The 20917-nt window shown below is 61.6% G+C and carries 21 protein-coding genes; 7 read left to right on the plus strand and 14 right to left on the minus strand.

Translation table 11 applies throughout. The annotated features are described in order from the left end of the window. Nucleotides 1-2 precede the first annotated feature (2 nt). From ruvA to pdxT, 4 genes are all read right to left on the minus strand, one after another. On the minus strand, nt 3-626 hold the full coding sequence (ruvA, locus tag JQN66_RS08950; protein ID WP_204674398.1) for a Holliday junction branch migration protein RuvA: 624 nt from the start codon (nt 624-626) through the stop codon (nt 3-5). 85 nt (nt 627-711) lie between these two features. After that, nucleotides 712-1311 (minus strand): crossover junction endodeoxyribonuclease RuvC, encoded by a 600-nt coding sequence (gene ruvC / locus JQN66_RS08955; RefSeq protein ID WP_204674400.1) that lies wholly within the window; start codon nt 1309-1311, stop codon nt 712-714. 3 nt (nt 1312-1314) lie between these two features. Beyond that, nucleotides 1315-2073, minus strand: a complete 759-nt coding sequence (locus JQN66_RS08960) for a YebC/PmpR family DNA-binding transcriptional regulator (RefSeq protein WP_204674402.1) — start codon at nt 2071-2073, stop codon at nt 1315-1317. Nucleotides 2074-2076: 3 nt separating this feature from the next. Further along, nucleotides 2077-2688, minus strand: a complete 612-nt coding sequence (pdxT, locus tag JQN66_RS08965) for a pyridoxal 5'-phosphate synthase glutaminase subunit PdxT (RefSeq protein WP_188948309.1) — start codon at nt 2686-2688, stop codon at nt 2077-2079. 404 nt (nt 2689-3092) lie between these two features. Between pdxT and JQN66_RS08970 the strand changes: the two genes are divergently transcribed. Both JQN66_RS08970 and JQN66_RS08975 read left to right on the plus strand, forming a co-directional pair. Next, entirely contained in the window at nt 3093-3722 is a 630-nt protein-coding gene (locus tag JQN66_RS08970; RefSeq protein ID WP_204674404.1) for a DUF6318 family protein, read from the plus strand. Beyond that, nucleotides 3723-4622, plus strand: coding sequence for a hypothetical protein (locus tag JQN66_RS08975; RefSeq protein WP_204674406.1), 900 nt, complete (start codon nt 3723-3725; stop codon nt 4620-4622). 15 nt (nt 4623-4637) lie between these two features. Here JQN66_RS08975 and JQN66_RS08980 read toward each other — a convergent pair whose 3' ends face one another. Then, nucleotides 4638-5846: a CapA family protein gene (locus tag JQN66_RS08980; protein WP_204674408.1), complete on the minus strand. Its 1209-nt coding sequence runs from the start codon at nt 5844-5846 to the stop codon at nt 4638-4640. Between the two features lie 93 nt (nt 5847-5939). Between JQN66_RS08980 and JQN66_RS08985 the strand changes: the two genes are divergently transcribed. Both JQN66_RS08985 and JQN66_RS08990 read left to right on the plus strand, forming a co-directional pair. Next, nucleotides 5940-7946: a M3 family metallopeptidase gene (locus JQN66_RS08985; RefSeq protein ID WP_204674410.1), complete on the plus strand. Its 2007-nt coding sequence runs from the start codon at nt 5940-5942 to the stop codon at nt 7944-7946. Beyond that, a complete protein-coding gene (locus tag JQN66_RS08990; RefSeq protein ID WP_188948314.1) occupies nt 7946-8710 on the plus strand; it encodes a GNAT family N-acetyltransferase in 765 nt (254 codons plus the stop codon). The genes JQN66_RS08985 and JQN66_RS08990 overlap by 1 nt, the downstream gene beginning before the upstream one ends. 84 nt (nt 8711-8794) lie before the next feature. On the opposite strand, the gene JQN66_RS08995 is transcribed toward JQN66_RS08990, so the two are convergent. Beyond that, nucleotides 8795-9355: a dihydrofolate reductase family protein gene (locus tag JQN66_RS08995; RefSeq protein ID WP_188948315.1), complete on the minus strand. Its 561-nt coding sequence runs from the start codon at nt 9353-9355 to the stop codon at nt 8795-8797. A 185-nt stretch (nt 9356-9540) separates the two neighbouring features. Here JQN66_RS08995 and JQN66_RS09000 point away from each other — a divergent pair, with 185 nt between their 5' ends. Then, nucleotides 9541-10098 carry a hypothetical protein gene (locus tag JQN66_RS09000; protein WP_204674412.1) on the plus strand — a complete coding sequence of 186 codons (558 nt, stop codon included), beginning with the start codon at nt 9541-9543 and terminating at the stop codon, nt 10096-10098. Nucleotides 10099-10227: 129 nt separating this feature from the next. Here JQN66_RS09000 and pdxS read toward each other — a convergent pair whose 3' ends face one another. From pdxS to JQN66_RS09025, 5 genes are all read right to left on the minus strand, one after another. Further along, entirely contained in the window at nt 10228-11130 is a 903-nt protein-coding gene (gene pdxS, locus JQN66_RS09005; RefSeq protein WP_188948317.1) for a pyridoxal 5'-phosphate synthase lyase subunit PdxS, read from the minus strand. Between the two features lie 598 nt (nt 11131-11728). Further along, nucleotides 11729-12478 carry a glycerophosphodiester phosphodiesterase gene (locus JQN66_RS09010; protein ID WP_204674414.1) on the minus strand — a complete coding sequence of 250 codons (750 nt, stop codon included), beginning with the start codon at nt 12476-12478 and terminating at the stop codon, nt 11729-11731. A gap of 2 nt (nt 12479-12480) precedes the next feature. Further along, nucleotides 12481-13848, minus strand: a complete 1368-nt coding sequence (locus JQN66_RS09015; RefSeq protein ID WP_204674416.1) for an ABC transporter substrate-binding protein — start codon at nt 13846-13848, stop codon at nt 12481-12483. A gap of 60 nt (nt 13849-13908) precedes the next feature. Beyond that, on the minus strand, nt 13909-14802 hold the full coding sequence (locus JQN66_RS09020) for a carbohydrate ABC transporter permease (protein ID WP_204674418.1): 894 nt from the start codon (nt 14800-14802) through the stop codon (nt 13909-13911). Beyond that, nucleotides 14799-15776 carry a carbohydrate ABC transporter permease gene (locus tag JQN66_RS09025; protein ID WP_204674420.1) on the minus strand — a complete coding sequence of 326 codons (978 nt, stop codon included), beginning with the start codon at nt 15774-15776 and terminating at the stop codon, nt 14799-14801. The genes JQN66_RS09020 and JQN66_RS09025 overlap by 4 nt, the downstream gene beginning before the upstream one ends. A 313-nt stretch (nt 15777-16089) precedes the next feature. Here JQN66_RS09025 and JQN66_RS09030 point away from each other — a divergent pair, with 313 nt between their 5' ends. Together JQN66_RS09030 and JQN66_RS09035 are read left to right on the plus strand one after the other, a co-directional pair. Then, nucleotides 16090-16893 (plus strand): DeoR/GlpR family DNA-binding transcription regulator, encoded by an 804-nt coding sequence (locus tag JQN66_RS09030; RefSeq protein ID WP_204674422.1) that lies wholly within the window; start codon nt 16090-16092, stop codon nt 16891-16893. After that, nucleotides 16890-17582: an HAD family hydrolase gene (locus JQN66_RS09035; RefSeq protein WP_204674424.1), complete on the plus strand. Its 693-nt coding sequence runs from the start codon at nt 16890-16892 to the stop codon at nt 17580-17582. Before JQN66_RS09030 ends, JQN66_RS09035 begins: the two co-directional genes overlap by 4 nt. On the opposite strand, the gene JQN66_RS09040 is transcribed toward JQN66_RS09035, so the two are convergent. From JQN66_RS09040 to JQN66_RS09050, 3 genes are read right to left on the minus strand one after another with little or no spacing between them, the layout of a single operon-like run. Beyond that, a complete protein-coding gene (locus tag JQN66_RS09040) occupies nt 17579-19243 on the minus strand; it encodes an ABC transporter permease (protein WP_204674426.1) in 1665 nt (554 codons plus the stop codon). The two genes, JQN66_RS09035 and JQN66_RS09040, sit on opposite strands and share 4 nt — an antisense overlap. Further along, nucleotides 19243-20172 carry an ABC transporter ATP-binding protein gene (locus tag JQN66_RS09045; protein WP_204674428.1) on the minus strand — a complete coding sequence of 310 codons (930 nt, stop codon included), beginning with the start codon at nt 20170-20172 and terminating at the stop codon, nt 19243-19245. The genes JQN66_RS09040 and JQN66_RS09045 overlap by 1 nt, the downstream gene beginning before the upstream one ends. A gap of 10 nt (nt 20173-20182) precedes the next feature. Beyond that, the gene (locus JQN66_RS09050) at nt 20183-20854 is read right to left on the minus strand and encodes a TetR/AcrR family transcriptional regulator (RefSeq protein WP_204674430.1); all 672 of its coding nucleotides are present in this window, start codon (nt 20852-20854) and stop codon (nt 20183-20185) included. Nucleotides 20855-20917 lie beyond the last annotated feature (63 nt).

A 20917-nucleotide genomic window follows, 5' to 3' on the forward strand; every position in this document is an offset into this window, starting at 1 on the left:
TCCTATCGGGCGCGGTTGGCGCTGGACATGCTGCGCAGGGCCGCACGGAGGATGTCGGCCACGTTGCCGGTGGCGACGATTTCTGGATCCGCCTTGGACAGGGCCTTGAGCGTGGCGGTCGCGTCCTTCTCGCTCCAACCCAACCCGGTGAGCGCCTCGATCACCTGGGGTTCCCAGACCGACGCGGAACCGCCGGCCGCGGACGCGGAGGAGACCGGTGAGCCGGTGGGCACGAGCTTGCCGTTCAGCTCCAGCACGATGCGGCTGGCGCCCTTGGGGCCGATGCCCGAGACCTTGGTGAAGGCGGCGGTGTCCTTGGTGTTGGCGGCGATGCGCACCTCTTCGGGGGTATGCACGGCGAGGATGGCCAGGCCGGTGCGCGGACCGATGCCGGAAACGCCGATCAGCACCTCGAAGACGTCGCGCTCCTCGGTGGTGGCAAAGCCGAACAGGGTCATGGAGTCCTCGCGAACCACCATCGAGGTGTGCACGGTGGCTTCGCGGCCCTGGTGCAGGGTGGACAGCGTGCCGGGGGTGGCATTGACCAACATGCCAAAGCCGTTCACGTTGAGCACGGCGGTGTTCAAGGACACCGCTTGGACGGTGCCGGTCAATGAGCTGATCATGCCACTCCTTGGGATATATGTTCGATCCCAGACAGTTTATCGAAGATACCTACGAAGCGCGACGCCTACGCATCGCCGGTGAGTCTCAGCGCCGGGCGGCGCGGTGCTTGGACGAGGCCTCGGCGGCGATCCAGGCACGCTGGGCTGCGGTGAGCTGCTGGGAACCGCTGGAGCTGGCAGCGGAGGCCGAGGCGTTTGATCCGGCGGCGGCCCCACGCCAAGCGTGGGCGATTGCCAGGGCCACCGCGTCGGCGGCGTCGGCCGGCTTGGGCGGTTCATCCAGATGGCAGATCTTGGCGACCATCTTGCCGATGGCTGCCTTCGTGGCCTGCCCGGAACCGGTGACCGCGGCCTTGACCTCGGTCGGGGTGTGGAGCGCCACGGGAATGCCGCGGCGCGCGGCGGCGGTGATGACGATGCCGGTGACCTGCGCGGTGCCGATAACCGTGGACACGTTGACCTGGGCGAAAACCCGTTCAATGGCCAGCACGTCCGGCTTGTGGGTGTCCAGCCAGGCATCGATCGCATTCGCGATGGTCAACAGACGGGCATCCAGCGGGGTGCCCGGCGGCGTCCCGGCGACGGTGACGTCGACCAGCTCGACCTGGCGGCTTGCAGAAACGTCGACCACGGCCAACCCGCAACGGGTCAGGCCGGGGTCGACGCCCACGACTCGAAGGGACAAACCCTAGTTCTCTTCGTCCAGAGCTGCGCGTACCTCGTCGGAGAGGTCTGCGTTGGTGTAGACGTTCTGCACGTCGTCCAGTTCTTCCAGTGCGTCGAACAGCTTCAGGAACTTGCGGGCTCCATCCACGTCCAGGTCCACTTTCATGGAAGGCAGGAATTCCATTTCGTCGGACTCGTAGTCGATTTCCGCCTCGTCCAGGGCGGTGGCGACTGCACGCAGGTCACTCGGTTCGCAGACGATGGCGAAGGTTTCATCCTCGTCCAGAATCTCGTCGGCGCCGGCGTCCAGGACAACCATCAGCAGGTCGTCTTCGGTCAGCTCGCCCTTTGGCAGGCGGACAACACCCTTGCGGGCAAACAGGTAGCTCACGGAGCCCGGGTCGGCGATTGAGCCGCCGTTGCGGGTGATTCCGACGCGGACCTCGGATGCTGCTCGGTTCTTGTTGTCGGTGAGGCATTCGATCAGCAGCGCGGAGCCCTGCGGGCCGCGAGCTTCGTAGATGATCTCGGTGTAGTCGACAACCTCACCGGTCAGGCCGGCACCACGCTTAACGGCGCGGTCGATGTTGTTGATCGGCACGGAGTTCTTCTTGGCCTTGCTAACTGCAAGTTCAAGAGCAGGGTTGCCGGCCAGGTCAGCACCGCCGGCACGGGCTGCTACTTCAATGCCCTTGATGAATTTTGCGAAGGCCTTGGCGCGCTTGGCGTCAATGGCAGCCTTCTTGTGCTTGGTTGTTGCCCATTTGGAGTGGCCTGACATGCTTTAAGCGTCTCCTCGCGTGATGTTGATAAAGAATTCGTGGATGGCAGCGTTTCCGGATACCTCCGGATGAAAACTGGTTGCCAACAGATTTCCCTGACGTACTGCAACAATTCTACCTTGTGACGTCGGATCCGCTCCGGGTACCGTGCTGATCACTTCAACACCCTCACCTACCTGCACCGCTTCTGGCGCACGGATGAACACCGCTTCTATGTTCGTACCGTTGAAATCCAAGCGGTTCTCGAACGAATCAACCTGGCGACCGAAGGCGTTGCGCCGCACAGTCATATCTATGCCGCCGAAGGTCTCCTGCACCGCGCCGTTGCTGGCAACCGCCGGATTTTCAAGGCGGTCCGCAAGCATGATCATGCCGGCACACGAACCATAGGCCGGCATGCCCTCCGAGATGCGTCGGCGAATTGGCTCCGCAAGACCGTAGTTGCGCGAAAGCCGGTCGATCACGGACGACTCGCCGCCGGGAATGACCAGCGCATCGATCCGTTCAAGATCTTCCACGGTACGCACGGGCACAGCTACTTCACCGAGGTCGGTCAACGAAGCAAGATGTTCGCGGAAATCACCCTGCAATGCAAGGACGCCAAAGAGCGGCATGTTTCTACCTTCACAATTGAATCGATCCCCCACAGGTCCAGTACTTTGACTGCGGAACCCATGGGATCGGCGCGCCGGCAATCCAGGAAGCGCCGGATCAACGTTATTCCTCCGCCACGTCCAGCATCGGTTTTGTTACCAGGCGTGTCGCGAAACTTTCGCGTCGCCAGAAGAACCTTTGACAGCTTCGATCACGACGGTGGTCGAACTCTGTCGCAGGCACCCGGACACCGTGGAATCAAAAGTTGGGGAGCCTCTTCATGTTTGCGCTGCAAAATTCCGTCAATCGGGACTGCGCACTCGTCGAGACTTATCCACAGATTTGAGCAAAACTCTCCCATTCCATGGCCTCCGGGCATAGGATGACGCTCACTACGGCATCCCAGTGATTACGGAGAGTTCCCATGAGCGCTCGAAAAATTGCATTTGTGGCACTACTCGCAGCAAGTTCCCTCACCATCACCGCCTGCGAGTCCGGGAGCTCAGTCCAGCCTCCCGCAACAACTTCTGAAAATCAGGGAATCCAATCCGGAACCGCGCAAACATCGCATGCCCCAACCACAGCGGAAAAGTATACGCCTGCTACCGCGAAGGGGCCCGCAAAAAATGTCCCTGTCCCCCAAATGCCAGAGAGCGAAAGTAAAAACTCAGAAAACGGTGCTAGAAATTTTAGTGAATACTACTTCGACCTAGTCAATTACACGATAGAAACAAACGACACAAAATTAATAAAAAAATTCACAACGCATGCATGTGAGGTCTGTGGTCTCAGTATTATCGATCCGGCTGATCGAGCAAAAATTGACGGACGCTGGCAAGTCGGAGGTAAACACCGATATGAAGTGCTGGCGTCAGAAATTACTGGAGAGAATCTTGCCGTCACTTCCGTCCGATATTCGGCCGACAGTGCCAAGTTTTACGTAGAACCTCACGTTGTTGAGTCAGAGCTTGAACGTCTTCCATCTACAATTGTCGCTCTTGGACTTGAATATGACTCTGGGTGGAAAGTTTATAAGATTGTGGGCGATGACTAGATGCCTTCACATTTTCCTGTATTAATCCTCGGCATAATCACAATTATAACTTCTCAGGTCGGAATTCAGCATGCTACTGAAAAAATTAGTGATCCATGCGATAAAACACAGTCAAGAATTAGTGTGGACAGAATAAACTATTGGAAAAAATATTGCCCCGGGGAGAACGATTCAAACCAGAAGTATGGCCCCTCATGGTTCGGTAACCAACCTAAAGGTAAGGATAAAAACCCGCCAAAATTTAAGGTGTATGATTTCGATACATGTATTCTAGGGCAAGAAACGCTTCTCAACTGCAATAGCAACCCCGACATTGAAGCTTGCAACGACGAGTCCTACCCAATTGTTCGTCAGATAAGTGACTTAGAAGGTCGACTCATCCGCCAATTTTCATTCTGTCCCGGAGACCCGGAGACCCAAGAGGGTCAAGCTGACCAAGCCGAGATTATCCCGGTAGTTACGCCTGATCAGTTTCGATCTTTTCCAATCCTAGGCTCGAAGCTACACAGCGAACCCAAGAATTTCTCACTCAAGAATGGCCATACCCATCTGTGGGCTTCAAGAAACCTACAGACGTTCAACACTGTGATCGGTGGCTCAGACATCAAAATCAAAGCGATACCAATTCAATGGAATTGGAAATATGGCGATGGAGTGTCACGAAATCTAGATTTTCCGGGGCAGCCTGAGCCCGAACATACGCTACATGACAAGACAGACACCAGTCACATCTACAAAGAAACAGGGAAATTCCGCGTCGACGTGACCACCTTATATCGAGGCGAATTCAGTGTTGAAGGAGGACCATGGCAAGCAATCCCGGGCCAAGCTACGGTTCCCAGTACGTCGATTGAAATAGACGTTTGGAGAACCAAGAAAGAGTTGATCGCCAACGAATAGTCGAACAGAGATGAATCAGGGCAGAGTCCATTTCTCTAAGCCTTGTTCAATAGCGCCGTAGACGTTAACAGTCTTCAACGTACGTTCTAGTGACGCGTTAGCGTCACTCTCGGTGACACATGTTTGCGAAGTTGCCACCTGACACCAGGTCACTGGCGCCTTGCTTAGCTGGTGAGGCACCCATTGCAGCTTTGATACGTCCCAGCTCTCGTCATCTCGGGTGAATGTCGCCTTAACGCTGATTCCTTCGCGATTCAGGATCGTAGGAGTCGCGTGTTTCGCGACCGAATTCCCCAGCCCATACACAATCCAGGTTCCCTTGTACTTCTCGATCGGAAGAACCGAGTGCGTATGGTGCATGTAGATGAAATCGAACTCCCCCGAGCTGGCCAAGGCACGGCCCAATTTTCGCTGGGCTTCCGTTGGCCTATTAGTGTATTCAGCTCCTTCATGCACTGCTGCGACAACAATATCGGCCCCACCCTGCCGTGCGGATTTGGCACGATCAATGAGCTTTGCCGGGTTGACCCCTGTATCGACGCGCCAATCGGTATCGGCGCTCATGCCGTTCAATGAATACGTTGTGGCTATGACACCGAGCTTCACGCCCTTGATATCCATAATGGGTGGTTGCTTGGAGTCCTTCTCGCTTTCATAGCTACCGGTGGAGAACATTTCGTTTTTCGCCAGAGTTTCGAGGGTCCGCATGACGCCCTTCGTACCGGCATCCACGGTGTGGTTTGTCGCGGTAGTACAACCGTCGTAACCAATGTCGGCCAGATCCGAGACGATCTGCGATGGAACGGTGAACATCGGATACCCCGAATACGGAGGGGTCCCGATCGGCGTCTCCAGATTGCATATGGCCGCATCTGCGTCCTGAACATAGGGCTTCAGGCCTGCCAAGAGCGGCTTGAAATCGAAGTCCTTGGCGTTGCCACCGGTTTTCCCAGCAGCCGTAGCTGCCTCATCCAGCAGTTGCGGGTGGAGCAGCACATCCCCTGTGACCATCAGGGACAGCTCCTGCGGTAGCTCGTTTACAGTTTCATTCGGGGCATCTGTGCTCGTGGCTGGCTGCGTCGCTTCGAGCTCCGGTGCGGCCGACGGTGGCGGCACTGCACTTGGTTGCGTGTTCGGCGAAGCGTTGCATCCAGACAGGAGAGCCGCAGGAAGCATAAGCGATGCGGTCAGCGCAGCGAATCGAATCGGCAAGGGAACGGTCATACGCCACAGCTTACCCGTGGATGGCAGTTCGCCCATGGCATGACAGCAGCGTCAATGCAAGCTGCGTCACGTTGACTATGGGAACCTTATGGCATGTCGAATCAGCTTCTTTCTCCCAGCGAAAACCCTTATCAGTGGCCGGAGTTCCAGGCACTTACTGCCGAGGACTATGTTGTTGCAGCGCGCCAAGGAGCTGCCTTACAGCTTGAAGAGCTGGACGCGATTACTTCCAACAGCGAACCCGCGACATTCGAGAACACGCTGCTCGCCCTTGAAGCCTCGGGGCAGGTGCTTCGACGCACGCTAATGACGTACTTCACCGTGCTCTCAGCGCACGGAACCGAGGATCTGCGTGCGATCCAAAGCGAGATGTCGAGCATCATGACACGCCAGCAGGATGCCATCCACCTAAATGAAACGTTGTTTTCTCGTTTACAAGCGTTAGATCTCAATGCTCTGGTGGGTGAAGACGCGCGGCTGGCCGAGCAGACGCTGAGGGAATTCGAGCTGGCAGGCGCTGCGCTAGGCGCAGAAGCCAAGGACAAGTTGTCGAAGCTGAATGAACAAATTTCGGAACTTTCCAGCCGGTTCTCGAATTTGGCATTGGAAAACCAAAACGCACACGCAGTGCACTTTGCCGATGCCGTTGAACTTGAAGGACTAGGTGAAGCAGCCATCGCGTCGGCGGCTAAGGCCGCCTTGGATGCCGGGTACCGCGATGGTTTTTTGCTGCCGTTGGTTTCTCCTTCCCAGCAGCCTGTGCTTTCCCAACTTGCCCGCTCGGATTCCCGGCGCAAGGTGCATGAGGCTTCACTCTCCCGCGGGTTGAACTCGACCTTGGAGCTCGCGGCCGAAATGGCATCCCTGCGTGCAGAGCGGGCTTCGGTACTCGGCTTTTCCAATCACGCCGAAACGGTGCTTGCCGATGCAACGGCGCCAAGCACCGCGGCCGTGGCTGAACGGTTGGCGGAGCTGAGTACACCGGCCGTGCGCAATGCCAACGCCGAGGCGGCAATACTCTCCGAAGTTGCCGGCGGAGCCATCAATGCATGGGACTGGCGCTACTATTCCGAAAAGGTTCTGCAGGAAAAGTATTCGGTGGACACCTCGGCCTTGCGCGAATACTTCGAGCTCGAGCGGGTACTGGTCCACGGCGTCTTTGCCACCGCAACCCGTTTGTATGGAATCACCTTTGCCGAGCGATTCGATCTGCCCGGGTACCACCCTGACGTCCGCGTCTGGGAGGTCTTCGATGCCGATGGCAGCGCACTGGCGTTGTATGCCGGTGATTTCCTGGCCCGCCCCACGAAGAAGGGCGGCGCCTGGATGACCACACTGCGCGACGGCGCATCGTTCCTCGACGAACGTCCGATTGTCACCAACACCTTGAACATTGCACCGGCGGCAGACGGTGAACCTGTGCTGTTGACGCTGGACGAGACCAATACTCTGTTCCACGAATTCGGCCACGCCTTGCACGGCATGTTTGCCAACGGCAAGTACGCATCGCTATCCGGCACTTCGGTGCCGCGCGACTTCGTGGAATTCCCGTCGCAGGTCAACGAGATGTGGGCGCTGCATGAAGACGTCGTCGGCGGATATGCGAAGCACTACGCGACCGACGAGCCGCTGGATCCCTCCGTGCTCGACAGCCTGCGGGCTGCTGAATTGTGGGGGCAGGGCTTCGCGACAACCGAATACCTGGCTGCGAGCGTTCTGGACTGGGCCTGGCACACCATCAAGCCGGGAACGGTGATCTCGGATCCGGAAGAGTTCGAGCAGCTTGTACTTGCCGATGCCGGATTCGATCCGCAGATGATTGCACCGCGCTACCGCACCGGTTACTTCCAACACATTTTCGCCAACGGCTACTCGGCTGGGTACTACTCCTATATTTGGAGTGAGGTGCTCGATGCCGACACTGTGCAGTGGTTCGCGGAAAATGGTGGCTTAATGCGGGAAAATGGTAATCGGTTCCGTGAGGAGCTGCTGTCGCGCGGGAACACGCGCGATCCCCTGAAGTCCTACAGATTGTTCCGCGGACGCAATGCAGAGGTCGAACCGCTGCTGCGCCGTCGAGGATTGGTGAACGCAGAATAATGACGACGATTGCCTCCGCTCAGGAAGCGCTGAGCCACTGGCATCAGGCGCTGGCCGTTGCCACTGGCGGCAAGATCTTTACCACCCATGGTTGCTCGTGGGCATGGCAGCCGGTGCGCCGGCGCCTGGTGCTGCTCTTCCCGGAAAACCCGGAACCGGCTGGCCTGCGCCCCGCACTGGCCGAAGGCATGCGCTTGGGAGCACGCCGCGTGGAAGCCTGGGTTAATTCGGGTGCGGATTCCACGCAGCTCAAGTCCGCAGGGTTCAGCGACAACGCCCAGGTGTCATGGCATGCCGGGCCGCTGGCCATTCCCATGGACCGCTGGGAGGGAAAGATTCGCCTTGGCAACAACGTTCCGGAAGCGACCGGGGCCGATGCCGCTGAACTTGCAGTCACGAATCTGTGGCGTGAAGCCTCGCCGCAGCTCTCCAGCGGGCACCCTGCGCTGCGCCGGGTGGAGCATGCTCTTGCCCGTACCGAAGAAGGCAACATTGTCGGCCGCGGTTTCGCTCAGCAGGGCCTCAGCGGCCAGCTGATGATCCATGCGCTGGCTGTCGGCAGCGACTTCCGTCGCCAGGGCATCGGCACGGCGCTGCTGCACGGCCTGTCGCGATCGATGATCAACCCGCTGGCTCCGGCCGAAGACGAAGGCCCAACCGAGCTGATCGCAGCGGCAACGCATTCCAGTGCCGACTTCTTCACGGCCAACGGGCTGAAGCTGCTCGGCCGCGGACGTCACATGGTGCTGCGTTCCTGGGTCTAGCCTCAAGCTGGAACAATTTGCCGCGTCAACGGCGGGATCACAACCGGTCCCGCCGTTGATGTGTTCTGGCGTGGACGCCGGAAGTCAGCCGCGCTTGCGTACTTCATATCGCAGTCTCGCAAACGGCCCGGCCTGCCGCGCCTCAACAAGGCGGAGCCGATGGCTGCCGATGGCCCGTGGCAGCAGCGAAGCGCCGGAAGCAACGGTCGCCGGGGCGATCGTCAGTGCCAGCTCGTCGAGTTCGTCGATGTCCAGGAACTGGCCGAGCAGTTCGCCTCCACCCAGCACCCAGATGTTCCCGTCGCCAGCGGTTGCACGAAGCTCGGGCAGATGCTGGGCGACTTGCCCCTGCAGGAAACGGACATCGGCACCCTCCGGGATCGGAAGGTCCCGATGGGTGAATACATACGTCGGCCGCTCACCGTAGTAGGCCTGCCACTTTGCGGGTTCATCCATGAACTTTTCATGTTCAAGAACCCATAGGTACGTGTTCGCTCCTTCGACGTGAACTGCGACGTCGGTGGGCAGCAGACCGGGGTCCGGATCATCGGCGCCTTCCACCTCGAACAGCCACTGCAGGCTGTGGTTTTCATCGGCCAGGAAACCGTTCAGCGTAACCGCTGCATCAAAAACTATCTTGCCCATACCGCTAGTCTAGCCACGCGAGAATTCTTGGCCGTGATCTACCATTGACAGCCCGAGAGAGCCTGACGATCATGAAAGTCCCCATAGATCACAGTGTCTGGCTTGCACCGTGTCGCGGTGCCGACAAGCGGAGGTAAAACATCGTGAAAACTCGCATCTCAAGCATGTGCCGCGCCGGTGGAGCCGTGGCTTCTGCACTCTTGCTCGGCTCGTTGATGGCAGGTCCCGCCGCAGCGGCCAGGCCACCGCTCGGCACCCAAGGCTCCGTGCAGTCCGCCGTTCACCAGAACCAGAATGGCAAGCGCTCCCCCGTCCGGCAAGTAACCGGAGTACTTGCGGTCCAGCTGGATCCATCTTCGCTTCAAGCAGTGCCGATTTCTGGCGGCAACCGGTGCCAGTTCACTGTTAACGTCGTACTCCACCTCACCGGCACCGCAGTCGGCGCGGCTTCGGGCACCACCGTCGCCAAAATTGATGCGCCGTGCGCCGACGCATTGGCCATGCCTCCGGGGACCTTTTCCGACACGTTCAAGTTCACCGGTGGATTCGAAGGAACCATCGCCGGCTTCCCGAGCGCCGCCGGGGTTACCTACGCCGGAGTCACCCGAGCCGGTGGAGCCGTATCGGCATCGCTGTTCTTGAAGGACGGTCCGTCGATGCTTGCCTGTGTCCAAGCCCAGGCTGGCGGGCAGGGCACGTATTCGGGACTCCTGCTGCCGGGACATCACCGGGCGGGCAGGTAGTTCAGAGAACCTGCGTGAGGTCGAACCTACACGGCAATGCACCGCGCGGGTTCGCCAATGTGCCGAGAAATGACACGGGGCCGCCCAGCCATAGGAATGGCTGGGCGGCCCCGTGGATGCGCTGAGTGCTTACCAGCCGCGCTCTGCCAGGCGGTGAGGCACAGGCACGTCGGTCACGTTGATGCCGACCATGGCTTCGCCCAGGCCGCGGGAGATCTTGGCCAGCTCATCCGGGTTGTCGAAGAAGGTGGTGGCCTTCACGATGGCTTCGGCACGCTGTACCGGGTTGCCCGACTTGAAGATGCCCGATCCAACGAACACGCCGTCTGCGCCCAGCTGCATCATCATGGCAGCGTCGGCAGGGGTTGCGATGCCACCTGCGGTGAACAGCACGACCGGGAGCTTGCCGGTGGAGGCAACTTCCTTGACGAGCTCGTAAGGAGCCTGCAGTTCCTTGGCGGCAACGTACAGTTCGTCCTCCGGCAGTGCGGAGAGCTTGGCGATTTCGGCGCGGATCTTGCGCATGTGTCCGGTGGCGTTGGAGACATCGCCGGTGCCGGCCTCACCCTTGGAGCGGATCATGGCGGCACCCTCGTTGATGCGGCGCAGGGCCTCACCCAGGTTGGTGGCTCCGCAGACGAAAGGCACGGTGAAAGGCTGCTTGTCGATGTGGTTCTCGTAGTCGGCTGGCGAGAGCACCTCGGACTCGTCGATGTAGTCGACACCCAGCGACTGGAGGATCTGCGCCTCGACGAAGTGGCCGATGCGGGCCTTGGCCATCACCGGGATCGACACCTCGGCAATGATGCCGTCGATCATGTCCGGATCGCTCATGCGGGACACCCCGCCCTGGGCGCGAATGTCGGCAGGAACCCGCTCCAGCGCCATGACAGCGACCGCGCCGGCATCTTCGGCGATACGAGCCTGCTCCGGGGTGACCACGTCCATGATGACGCCGCCCTTGAGCATTTCAGCCATGCCGCGCTTGACGCGGTCCGAACCGATAATTGGGTTCTGGGAGTTCGAAGACATGGGGGAACTGGTTCCTTTCGATACTGCATAAAAAATGCCGCCTGACACCCGAGGTTCTACCGTGGAATTCGGGGAGCGGCGAGGTCGTACACATTCATCGTAGGATCCATGAAGTTCATTACCTCCTGTGTTGCGTAACATTGTTACGATAGGAGACTTATCCCTTGGATCAACTTTTCTCCGTAACAAACGAGAATTCGGATCACTACTGGTCAGCTAGAGTTTCCACGGATTTGTTAAGTCCACCATTTGAACTAGCGGACTTGTCACTCGAGCCTGCAGCGGCCCCGCGGTTTAAGCGGACACTTGCATCCTGCCGCGGCGTTGAACCGACTGCCACATAGATTGATGAGCCAACGTCGATCGATTCGATGACAACGAACCGCGCTCCATTCGCTGAGCCACGCAAAGCCGGGGCCTGATCGCAGGCTACAGGAGCTGCCTGCACGTGCTCACGGCGTATCCCAGTCTGCGGGATTCGGTCGCTGCATTGCCCGTGGGGCATCCTCAACCGCAAGGGAAACGCCGTCCCGGGAACCGGCTGTCGCGCTTGCGCGACATTACGGTTCCCGGGACGGCGGAAAGGCGCCCATGACAATTAGGACGTCGTGGCGGCCATGACCTGCGTAATCCATCGCTTGGCGGCCGCCGGATCGTCGGCGCACACTGCATGGGCTCCAATGGCCAAGGCCTTAAGCACATCGTCCGGGCCCCGCAGCGGCCACAGCGTCGGAAGATATCCGCGCCGGTGCAGTTCCTGTACGGCTGCGTCACGCACCGCATCGACATTCAGGTGCACAAAGGCCGCCCCGTTGTCCTCGAGCAGGGCGAAGAGCGAGTCGAGGTCCTCGGTCAAGGCGGTGGTCCCGCCGAGAATGAATCCGCGTGGAATCTGCGGGCAGAGGTTCTTGGCCTGCACCAGGGCTTCATGGTTGAAGCTGGTGAACTGCAGGCGCCCATGGTCCTGGGGTCGGGCATTGAGGATCGCAGCCGCCGCCGGCACCACACGTGGATCCTTGATTTCGATTTGGATCGATGTTGTGGTGGCATCCAGTGCCTCGGTGAGCGTGGGAATCCCCAGCCACTCCCCCAAGTCGACGCCCCGAAGTTGTTCCAGGGTCAGAGTCGAGACATCGACGCCGGAGAGGCTGCCGGGTACGGGGGCGACACGGTCGATGGTCGCATCATGCAGGATGAAGACGTGTCCATCGGCCGAAAGCCTGATATCCAATTCGATCTCCGCAACACCGAGCTCTTCGGCATAGCGGTAGGATTCCAGCGTGTTTTCCGGACGATGCGCCATCGCGCCTCGGTGCCCGACAATTCGTGGTCCGGTGTTCTCATTCATCGCTAGGCAACCTTTTCTTCGTAGGTGGAACGAATCTTCTCCGCTTCGGCGCGCAGTTTCTCCGCCACCGGCTTGACCAGCTCTTCCGGCGACACGTTCGAGGTGTAGTTCTTCTGGACCATCTGCTTGAGCTCCGAAATGGCGGAGGTGACGTAGCGGCGTACGTCGTCGGGGCCCGAGGCAATCTGGAGCTGGTCCACTGCGACCCGGTAGTTCGGGTTCTTGCCCATCAGGTCGGTGACGAGCTTGGAGCTGGTTGCCCCCTTGGTGACCGGCAGGTATCCGGTTCCGACGGTCCACTGGGCGGAGATTTCATCGCTGGCCAGGAACCGCAGCACCTCGACGGCGTCGGCCTTGCGTTCATCGCTGATCTGGCGCATGACCGAGAGGCCGCCACCACCGGTCGGCGTTCCAGCACCTGCCGGACCCTTCGGCATGAACCCTGTGCCGACATCGAACTTGGCGGCTTTGGTGACGCTGGTGAGCCCGCCGGTGGACTGGGTGACGGTGGCGCATTGGCCATTGCTGAAGTCGTTGACGAAGCTCTGTGCCAGGTAGATGCTCTTGTCCTCGTGGACCAGCTGGCGTTCGAAGTCCACCGCCGCCATCGACTCGGCGCTGTCCAGGGTCACGTCCAGCCCCTTGGATATCGATCCCCCGAAGGCCCAGAGCAGGCCGCTGAAGTACCAGTCATCGGTGCCGGTCAGCGCGCGCATCTTCATCGTGTTGCCCTTGAACTTCACCCCCGTGATTTCCTTGCCCCAGCTGCGGAATTCATCCCAGGTATCCGGGGCGCGATCCGGCAAGCCCACGCTGGCGAAAAGGTCGCGGTTGTAGTAGAACAGCGGGGTCGACCGCGCGAACGGAACCCAATAGGATTCGTCGCGCACGGTGCCTTCCTTGTAGAAATTCTCCGTGTAGACCGCCGGGCCAAAGCCCGAATCGTGGTATTTGTTCAGCGGCTCCAAGGCATCGGAGAGGAAGTAGCGGTTCCAGTGGATGTCCGAAAGCACGGCAAGATCCGGGATCTGCTTGGCCCTCAGGCCTGCAGTGAGCTTTTCGCCGACACCGTCATAGCCATCGAATTGCTGGACTTCTGCGTAGATCGCCGTCTGCGATTCGTTGAATTTCTTGATCAGGTCGGCGAACATCTTTCCGTTGTCGCCTCCCCACGAGCTCCAGATCACGACATTGCGTCGTCCAGAGAAACCCGCGGGAACCCTGGTCGCAGGCTGCGAGAATGCTCCCGCTGACGAGTTGCCGCAGGCGGCCAGCGCAGGAATCGCCAAGGCGGTGAGCCCGAGTGCGCCCAGGAAGCTTCGGCGCGACGAGGATTTGTTCAGGGTGCTGGCAAGAGGGTTGTTCTGCATGGAAATGTCCTTTTGGATTGCGATGGGAGGTGGAAGGTATTCGATCGGGTCATGAATCGGTTAGCGGCGAACCGCGGCACCGGCCATGCCGTTGATGATGTACTTCTGGGCGAAGAGGAAAAGCAGCAGCATGGGCAGCACGATCATGAGCGTGGCGGCCATGATCATGCCCCAGTCGTCCAGGCCCTCGGTTTGCTTGAGGAACATCAGGCCGATTGGCATGGTGCGCATGTCCAGGGTGTTGGTCACCAGCAGCGGCCAGATGAAGTCGTTCCATTCGTCGATGACCGCGATCAGTGCCACGGTGATCACGGCCGGCTTGGACATCGGCAGCACGAATGACCACAGCTTGCGCAGGTGGCCGGCCCCGTCGAGCTCGGCTGCCTCCAGCACCTCTTTAGGCAGCCCCATGAAGTGCTGGCGCAGCAGGAAGGTCCCGAAAGCCGAGCCGAGGCCTGGGAGGATAATGCCCGCGTACGTGTTGATCAGGCCCAGATTGCTGATGGTCGAGTAGTTCAGCAGCAAGGTGACATGCCCGGGGACCATGAGCGCCCCGAGCACAGCCAGGAACAGCCATTTCTTGCCGGGAAACGGCAGGAAGGCGAATGCATAGGCTGTCAATGCGGCAAGTGCCACCTTGACGGTAGCCCCGATGGTGGTGACGAGCAGCGAATTCATGAAGAATTGCTCGAAGGGAGCCGCCGACAAAGCCGCCGAGAAGTTCTCGGTGGTTGGCTCGCTGGGCCAAGGGGTGAATGGCCACTGGTAGATATCGTCGTTGGGCTTGAATGCCGCCAAAACCATCCAGTAGGCGGGAATCAGGAACACCAGCGCAACCAGCCCGAGCAACAGGTAGCTGGTGATCTTGGTCGGCCGGAACTTGGCGGTAGGGCGCGGTGCAGGGCTTGGCGCCGGGGCGGCTGTGCCGTGGCTGCGGGAAGCAAGGGTGCTCATGAGTAGTGCACCTTTCGTTCAGCGAATCGCATCTGCACCGCGGTAACCAGGAGCAGGATCACGAACATGAATACCGAGGAAGCCGCGGCGGACCCGATATTGAATTCCTGGAATCCCTGCTCGTAGATGTACCAGCTCAGAGTCGTGGTGGAACCGGCCGGGCCGCCGCTGGTCATCATCGCGATCAGGTCGAACGCCTGGAAAGCGCCGATGATTTGCGTAACGCACAGGAAAAAAGTTGTCGGTGTCAGCAGCGGCCAGACGATCTTTGTAAACGTCTTCCAGCGACCCGCCCCATCCAATTGCGCCGCTTCAATGACATCGCGGGGAATCGATTGGAGTGCTGCAAGATAGACGATGGCGACGAAGCCCGCGCCTTTCCACACGGCCACGATGATCAGTGCTCCCAACGCCATGTCCGGATCGGTCGTCCAATGCGGAGAGTCCATGCCGATGGAGTTGAACAGCAATCGCGACAGGCCGTAATTGGGATCGAAGATGAACAACCAGACCGCAGCCACGGCCGCACCGGAAATGACGTGCGGGGTAAAGGCCAACGTTGATACGGCTTTGCCGCCTCGGGCTCCCCCGTTGAACAGCAATGCCATGCCCAGCCCGAAGATGAGGCTGGAACCGACCACGGCCACCACCCAAATCAGGGTTCGGCGCATGACGTCAATGAAACCTGGATCGCTGAAAAGCGCGGTGTAGTTGTCCAAGCCGATGAAATTCGGCATTGGGGAAATCATGTCCCAGTCGGTCAGGCTCAGGGCAAGATTTCCCAGAATGGGCCAGTAGGCGAAAACCCCGATCAAAAGCAGGTTGGGGAAGGCGAAGAGCGCAAACAATACATACTGCCGGCGGTTGCCGGATTTCGTCTGAGCGGACTCAGGAGCCGGCCCAGGGACCGCTGGGCGGATAGCCGCGGTCGCGCCAGTGGGTGGCGCTGTTCTTTCGGTTTCGAGAACCGTCATTCTCATGCCTCTCAAATTTCACATGACTTCTTGAGATTTCACGTACTCGAGAACGATAGTTTCACCAGCTTCAAACCCGGTCAACTTGATTGACGCCTGCTTGGAAGCTCACATTTCGCTTTTCTCATTCCTCTGGAATTCGCGTATTCACAAGGATTTTCGGCGGTCCTCACCACGCTTCTCTTGCAGAATCCACCAGCACGACAAATGGGCGACAGGGAAACTTCAAGTGAAGTTCACCAAGGGTTCATAACTGCTTTTAAGTTAAATCACTAGATGCGGTAAGTTGTTATAAATCCCTGAAAGGCGGACCATGAGCACACCAAAAACCAGCACTCGCCCCCAGCGGCTTGAAGAGATTCTGCAGCTGCTTCTTGACGACGAGAAGAGCTCGGCCCAATCCCTGGCGGCGCGCTTTGACGTCTCCGTGATGACCATCCATCGAGACCTGGACGAGCTGCAGCGGCGGGGAATGGTGCGCAAGTTCCACGGAGGCGTTTCTGTGGCGCGCACCGGAAATCATGAGATTGCCGCCTCGCTGCGACGGAATATTGCCACGGAGAACAAGCAGCGGCTCGCCGAGTGCGCCGCGGGACTACTGCATCCGGGGCAGTCGCTCTTTCTTGATGATTCAACCACCGTGGCATTCATGGCCCAGGCCGTCGCCGGGATCGAGGGGCTGGGCATCTCGACGAATTACCTGCCCTTGATCAATACCCTGGCAGAATCCGGCACGGCGGAGGTTCGTGCTATCGGCGGCGCCTACAACCACAGCCACGAGTCGTTTCTCGGGTTGGCCGCCGTGCGGGCGGTGGAAGAATTGCGCGTTGATGTCGCGTTCGTTTCCACGAGCACCGCCGACGCCGACGGCTTCTACCACCAGGAGGAAGCGATCGTCGAATTGAAGATGGCGATGCTGCGCTCCGCCCGGCGCAGGGTGCTGCTGATGGATTCGAGCAAGCTCGGGCAAAGCTCCATGCACCGGCTTGGCGGATGGGAGCACGTCGACGATCTGATCACCGACATGCAGGCGCCGGGCGATTTCCTCGGCCAGGTGAAGGCGCTGGGTGTACGGGTGCATGTGGCTCCGAACGCGTTGGAAGGAGCTGCCCGATGAAGCAGAAGCTTCCCAGCGCGGTGCTGTGGGACATGGACGGCACGCTGGTCGATACCGAACCGTACTGGTTCCTGGCGCAACGCGAACTGCTGGGCCGATACTCGATCAAGTGGACCCAGGAACAGGCGCATGCCCTGGTGGGCAGCGCGCTGCCGGACTCGGCGGCCTTCTTCCGGGAGCTCGGGGTACCGCTGCCGGCGGACGAGCTGATCGGAACCCTGATCGGCGAGGTGGCGGCCCGCACCCGCGCCGATATCCCCTGGCGGCCCGGCGCCAGGCAGCTATTGCAGGAGCTGAACACCTTGGGTGTTCCCTGCGCCCTGGTCACGATGAGCCGCGGGCCGCTGGCCCAGGTGCTGCTCGATGCGCTGCCGCCGCAGACCTTCGACGTGGTGGTGACCGGTGAAATGGTGCACCGCGGGAAACCCGATCCGGAACCATACCTGCTGGCCGTGCAGCGGCTGCGCCGGATGCACGGCATGCCGCCCGAGGCGGCCCGGGCCATGGTTGCCGTCGAGGATTCGCGGCCCGGGGTGCGCTCGGCCCTCGCGGCCGGCCTGTGCACCGTGGGGGTGCCCAACATGGTGCCGCTGGAAGCCAGCGCGGGGCTGGTGCGGTGGGACAGCCTGGCCGGCCGGTCGGCCGCCCAGCTCGGTGAACTGGTGGGTCGGCCGGTCCTGGCCGGTTAGTTCGCCAGCACGTCGCGGCGGTTGAACCGGCCCATGCCGGCGGCGCCGAGCACCAGCGAAATCAGCAGCAGCACCGCCAGCGGCGCCCAGCTGAAGTCTTCGGCTGGCACCCTCGGGATCGCCCCGAACGGGGTGGCGCGGATGACGTCTTCCGAGAGCGAGAACAATCCGCCGAACATCGCGGCCATCACCGAAATGCCGTAGGCAGCCCAGGCGATCGCGGCGGTGAAGCGCGGCGCGTAGCCGAAGGCCAGCAGCTGCAGACCCAGCAGGGACAGCACCGCCGGCCAGAAGGCCAGGCAGGCGCCAGCCAGCAGCGCCGGCGCGGCCGATCCCTGGGAGGCCGCCCCGGTCAGGTAGCCGCCGAGCAGCAGGATCACCCCCGAGCCGAGGACCGCGATCAGCAGGTGCGCCCCGAGCCAGGTGCCGCGGGCCAGTGAGCCTGCCAGCTGCTGTTCCAGCCGGCCGCTTTCCTCCTCGCTGCGCGCCGCGGCCAGGCACTGGATCGCGAAGGCGCCGGCCAGCAGCGCGTTGAACAGCACGAAGATGCCCAGTACCCCGTCGAGCATGCTGTGCCCGGTGCCCACGAAGTTGCGGGCGAAGGGGTTCTCCGGATCCAGCAGCGAGCTCATGGCCTGCGCGACGGACCCGAAGAACAGTCCCGAGACGGCGGCGCCGAGGAACCAGCCGATGAGCGAGGAGCGCTGCAGGCGCAGCGCCAGTCCCAGCGCGGTGGTGGTGAAGCTTCCGGCCGCGGCCGGGCCCCGCCGTTCGGGCAGCAGCCCGGCCCCCAGATCGCGGGTGCTTTCCAGGCGCAGCGCGAGCAGGCAGCCGGCCAGCCCCAGGCCCGCCAGCGCCAGCAGCGGCCACCAGTTGTCCTCGCCGAAGGCGCGCATATTCTGCGCCCAGCCGATGGGCGAGAACCAGCTGGCCGCGCTGGGGTTGACGCCCTCGGCCTGCAGGTCGGCGGCGGCGCGGATGAAGTAGAACAGCCCGATCAGCGCCACGCCCAGCGAGTTCGCTCCGCGGCTGGTGGAGGCCAGCTGGCCGCAAATCGCGGCCAGGCCGATGAAGGCCAAGCCGGTGCCGGCGATGGAGGCGCCCATGACCCAGCTGCCCGTCGCGGGCAGGTCCACCGACAGGCACAGCAGGCTGATCAGCAGGCCGGTGGCCAGGCACAGGCCTGCGGACACCAGGTAGTTGGCGCTCGGGTAGGCGTGGCGCCCCAGCGCGGTGGAGCGCAGCAGCTCGGTGCGCCCGGCTTCCTCGTCGGCCCGGCCATTGCGGGTGACCAGGAAAACCACGGCGAAGGCCAGGGCCACGGCCAACGTCATCCAGATCTTGATGACCAGAATGCCGCCCAGCGAACCGGCCGCGTAGGGCAGGCCGGTCATGGCGGCCACCGCCGGGGTGTTGGCGACCTGCGCGTAGGCGTCGCGCGCGGCCTGCGTGGGGAATGCCTGCTGCTGCGAGTCGTAGACCACCGGGATCATCGAGGCCAGCACGAGGGCCCAGATGGCCAGGCGAAGCCAGTTGCGGCGCAGGATGAACAGCGCCGCGGTGCCGACCCCGGTCAGGGTGCCGGTGCCGCGTGCCGCGGCGGCATGGCGCTGGGCGTGCTCGGACGGTGTGCGGCGGCGGCGGGCGGTGCCGGTGCTCATCACCGCTCGCCTCCCCGGGCCGACACCGGCAGGGCCGGGTCCTCGGAGTAGTGGCGCAGGAACAGGTCTTCCAGCGACGGTGGGGCGCTGACGAGGTTGCGCGGGGAATGGGCGGCCAGCGCGGCCAGCACCCCCGGCAGCAGTTCCGGGTCCACGCTGAAGCTCGCGGTGGCTCCCGTCAGCTGCAGCTCCTCGATGCCCGGCACCCCGGCCAGCTCTGCCGGGTTGCCGGCGACCTCCACGGTGACCTGGGTGCGCTGCAGGTGGCGCAGCTCGGCCAGGCGGCCGGATTCCACGGCCCGCCCGTCGCGGATGATCGTGACGGTCTCGCAGAGCTTTTCCACCTCGGCGAAGATGTGGCTGGAAAGCAGCACGCTGCGCCCCTGCGCGGCGGCCTCGCGAATACAGGAGGTGAAGACCTGCTCCATCAGCGGATCCAGGCCAGAGGTCGGTTCGTCGAGCAGCAGCAGCTCGGCCCGCGACGACAGGGCGGCGACCAGGGCGACCTTCTGCCGGTTGCCCTTGGAATAGCTGCGGGCCTTCTTGGTGGGGTCAAGGTCGAAGAGGTCAAGCAATTCGGCGCGGCGGCGCTCATCCACCTCGCCGTGCAGCTTGGACAGGATGCTGATCGCCTGGCCGCCGGTCAGGTTCGGCCAGAGATTCACCTCGCCCGGGACGTAGGCCACGCGGCGGTGCAGCGCGACAGCATCCTGCCAGGGGTCGGCGCCGAGCATCCGCGCGGTTCCCCCGTCGGCCTTGAGCAGGCCGAGCAGGATGCGGATGGTGGTGGATTTTCCCGAACCGTTCGGCCCCAGGAACCCGGCGACCTGGCCGGTCTCGACCCTCAGGTCCAAGCCGGACAGGGCGGCGGTGCGCCCGAAGTTCTTTGCCAGTCCGCTTACTTCAATGGCCGGGGCATTGCTCGCCATGGCCTGCTCCTTACCGGGATACGCTGTTTCCCGCGGGTCCCGCGGGCGGGATGCCTGCTGCGCCGGAGGCCAGGTACTCGTTGAGGTAGCCAGGGTCGGCGAACAGGCCTTCGGTGAAAAGTTCCAGGGTGGGCAGGGCAACGTGCGCGTAGTAGTCCTGCATCACGGTGGTGAAGTCTTCCGGATCCTGCGGCGGGTTCAGCGCGAAGTAGAGCACCAGCGCACCCAGTGACTGCAGGATCAGGAAGCGCGCCCGGGCCGGTTCATCGCGGCTCGGGACGATCAGGCCGCGGGACACGGCCTGGTCCAGCAGGACCAACGCCTCCTCGATCAGCTGTTCGGTGAATTGCCGGCCGGCCGGGGCTCCTTCGCGCGCCGAGCGCAGGATGTAGAGCAGCAGCACCCCGCCCTCGCGCGAGCCTGGCAGCTGGTTGAATACCTGCTTCGGCTCTGCCTGCAGGGATTCTTCCTTCAGCCGGCGGTAGCGTTCAAGTACCGTCGCATCGCATTCGGCGCGCAACGCCTGCTTGGACCCGAAGTGGTGCCGCACCAGCCCGGCGGTGACCTGTGCCCGGGAGGCGATGGCCCGCAGGGATTCGTCGAACCCCTGCGCGGCGAAGGCCTCGATTGCGGCATCGCGCAACCTGGCCCGTCCGGTCAGATCCTCCTGGGCTGCACTCACGTATAGGAGGCTACTCCGGTGTATAGCCGTTGGCAATGGGTTTTTCCGACGGGTATTAGTCAA

The sequence above is a fragment of the Glutamicibacter protophormiae genome, from assembly GCF_016894325.1.
In the GTDB taxonomy this organism is placed as follows: domain Bacteria; phylum Actinomycetota; class Actinomycetes; order Actinomycetales; family Micrococcaceae; genus Glutamicibacter; species Glutamicibacter protophormiae.

Excerpts from the sequence above, each read along its gene's own strand:
- ruvA (WP_204674398.1), bottom strand. The coding sequence starts at position 626 with ATGATCAGCTCATTGACCGGCACCGTCCAAGCGGTGTCCTTGAACACC.
- JQN66_RS08960 (WP_204674402.1), bottom strand. The coding sequence starts at position 2,073 with ATGTCAGGCCACTCCAAATGGGCAACAACCAAGCACAAGAAGGCTGCC.
- pdxT (WP_188948309.1), bottom strand. The coding sequence starts at position 2,688 with ATGCCGCTCTTTGGCGTCCTTGCATTGCAGGGTGATTTCCGCGAACAT.
- JQN66_RS08970 (WP_204674404.1), top strand. The coding sequence starts at position 3,093 with ATGAGCGCTCGAAAAATTGCATTTGTGGCACTACTCGCAGCAAGTTCC.
- JQN66_RS08975 (WP_204674406.1), top strand. The coding sequence starts at position 3,723 with ATGCCTTCACATTTTCCTGTATTAATCCTCGGCATAATCACAATTATA.
- JQN66_RS08980 (WP_204674408.1), bottom strand. The coding sequence starts at position 5,846 with ATGACCGTTCCCTTGCCGATTCGATTCGCTGCGCTGACCGCATCGCTT.
- JQN66_RS08985 (WP_204674410.1), top strand. The coding sequence starts at position 5,940 with ATGTCGAATCAGCTTCTTTCTCCCAGCGAAAACCCTTATCAGTGGCCG.
- JQN66_RS08990 (WP_188948314.1), top strand. The coding sequence starts at position 7,946 with ATGACGACGATTGCCTCCGCTCAGGAAGCGCTGAGCCACTGGCATCAG.
- JQN66_RS08995 (WP_188948315.1), bottom strand. The coding sequence starts at position 9,355 with ATGGGCAAGATAGTTTTTGATGCAGCGGTTACGCTGAACGGTTTCCTG.
- pdxS (WP_188948317.1), bottom strand. The coding sequence starts at position 11,130 with ATGTCTTCGAACTCCCAGAACCCAATTATCGGTTCGGACCGCGTCAAG.
- JQN66_RS09010 (WP_204674414.1), bottom strand. The coding sequence starts at position 12,478 with ATGAATGAGAACACCGGACCACGAATTGTCGGGCACCGAGGCGCGATG.
- JQN66_RS09015 (WP_204674416.1), bottom strand. The coding sequence starts at position 13,848 with ATGCAGAACAACCCTCTTGCCAGCACCCTGAACAAATCCTCGTCGCGC.
- JQN66_RS09020 (WP_204674418.1), bottom strand. The coding sequence starts at position 14,802 with ATGAGCACCCTTGCTTCCCGCAGCCACGGCACAGCCGCCCCGGCGCCA.
- JQN66_RS09025 (WP_204674420.1), bottom strand. The coding sequence starts at position 15,776 with ATGACGGTTCTCGAAACCGAAAGAACAGCGCCACCCACTGGCGCGACC.
- JQN66_RS09030 (WP_204674422.1), top strand. The coding sequence starts at position 16,090 with ATGAGCACACCAAAAACCAGCACTCGCCCCCAGCGGCTTGAAGAGATT.
- JQN66_RS09035 (WP_204674424.1), top strand. The coding sequence starts at position 16,890 with ATGAAGCAGAAGCTTCCCAGCGCGGTGCTGTGGGACATGGACGGCACG.
- JQN66_RS09040 (WP_204674426.1), bottom strand. The coding sequence starts at position 19,243 with ATGAGCACCGGCACCGCCCGCCGCCGCCGCACACCGTCCGAGCACGCC.
- JQN66_RS09045 (WP_204674428.1), bottom strand. The coding sequence starts at position 20,172 with ATGGCGAGCAATGCCCCGGCCATTGAAGTAAGCGGACTGGCAAAGAAC.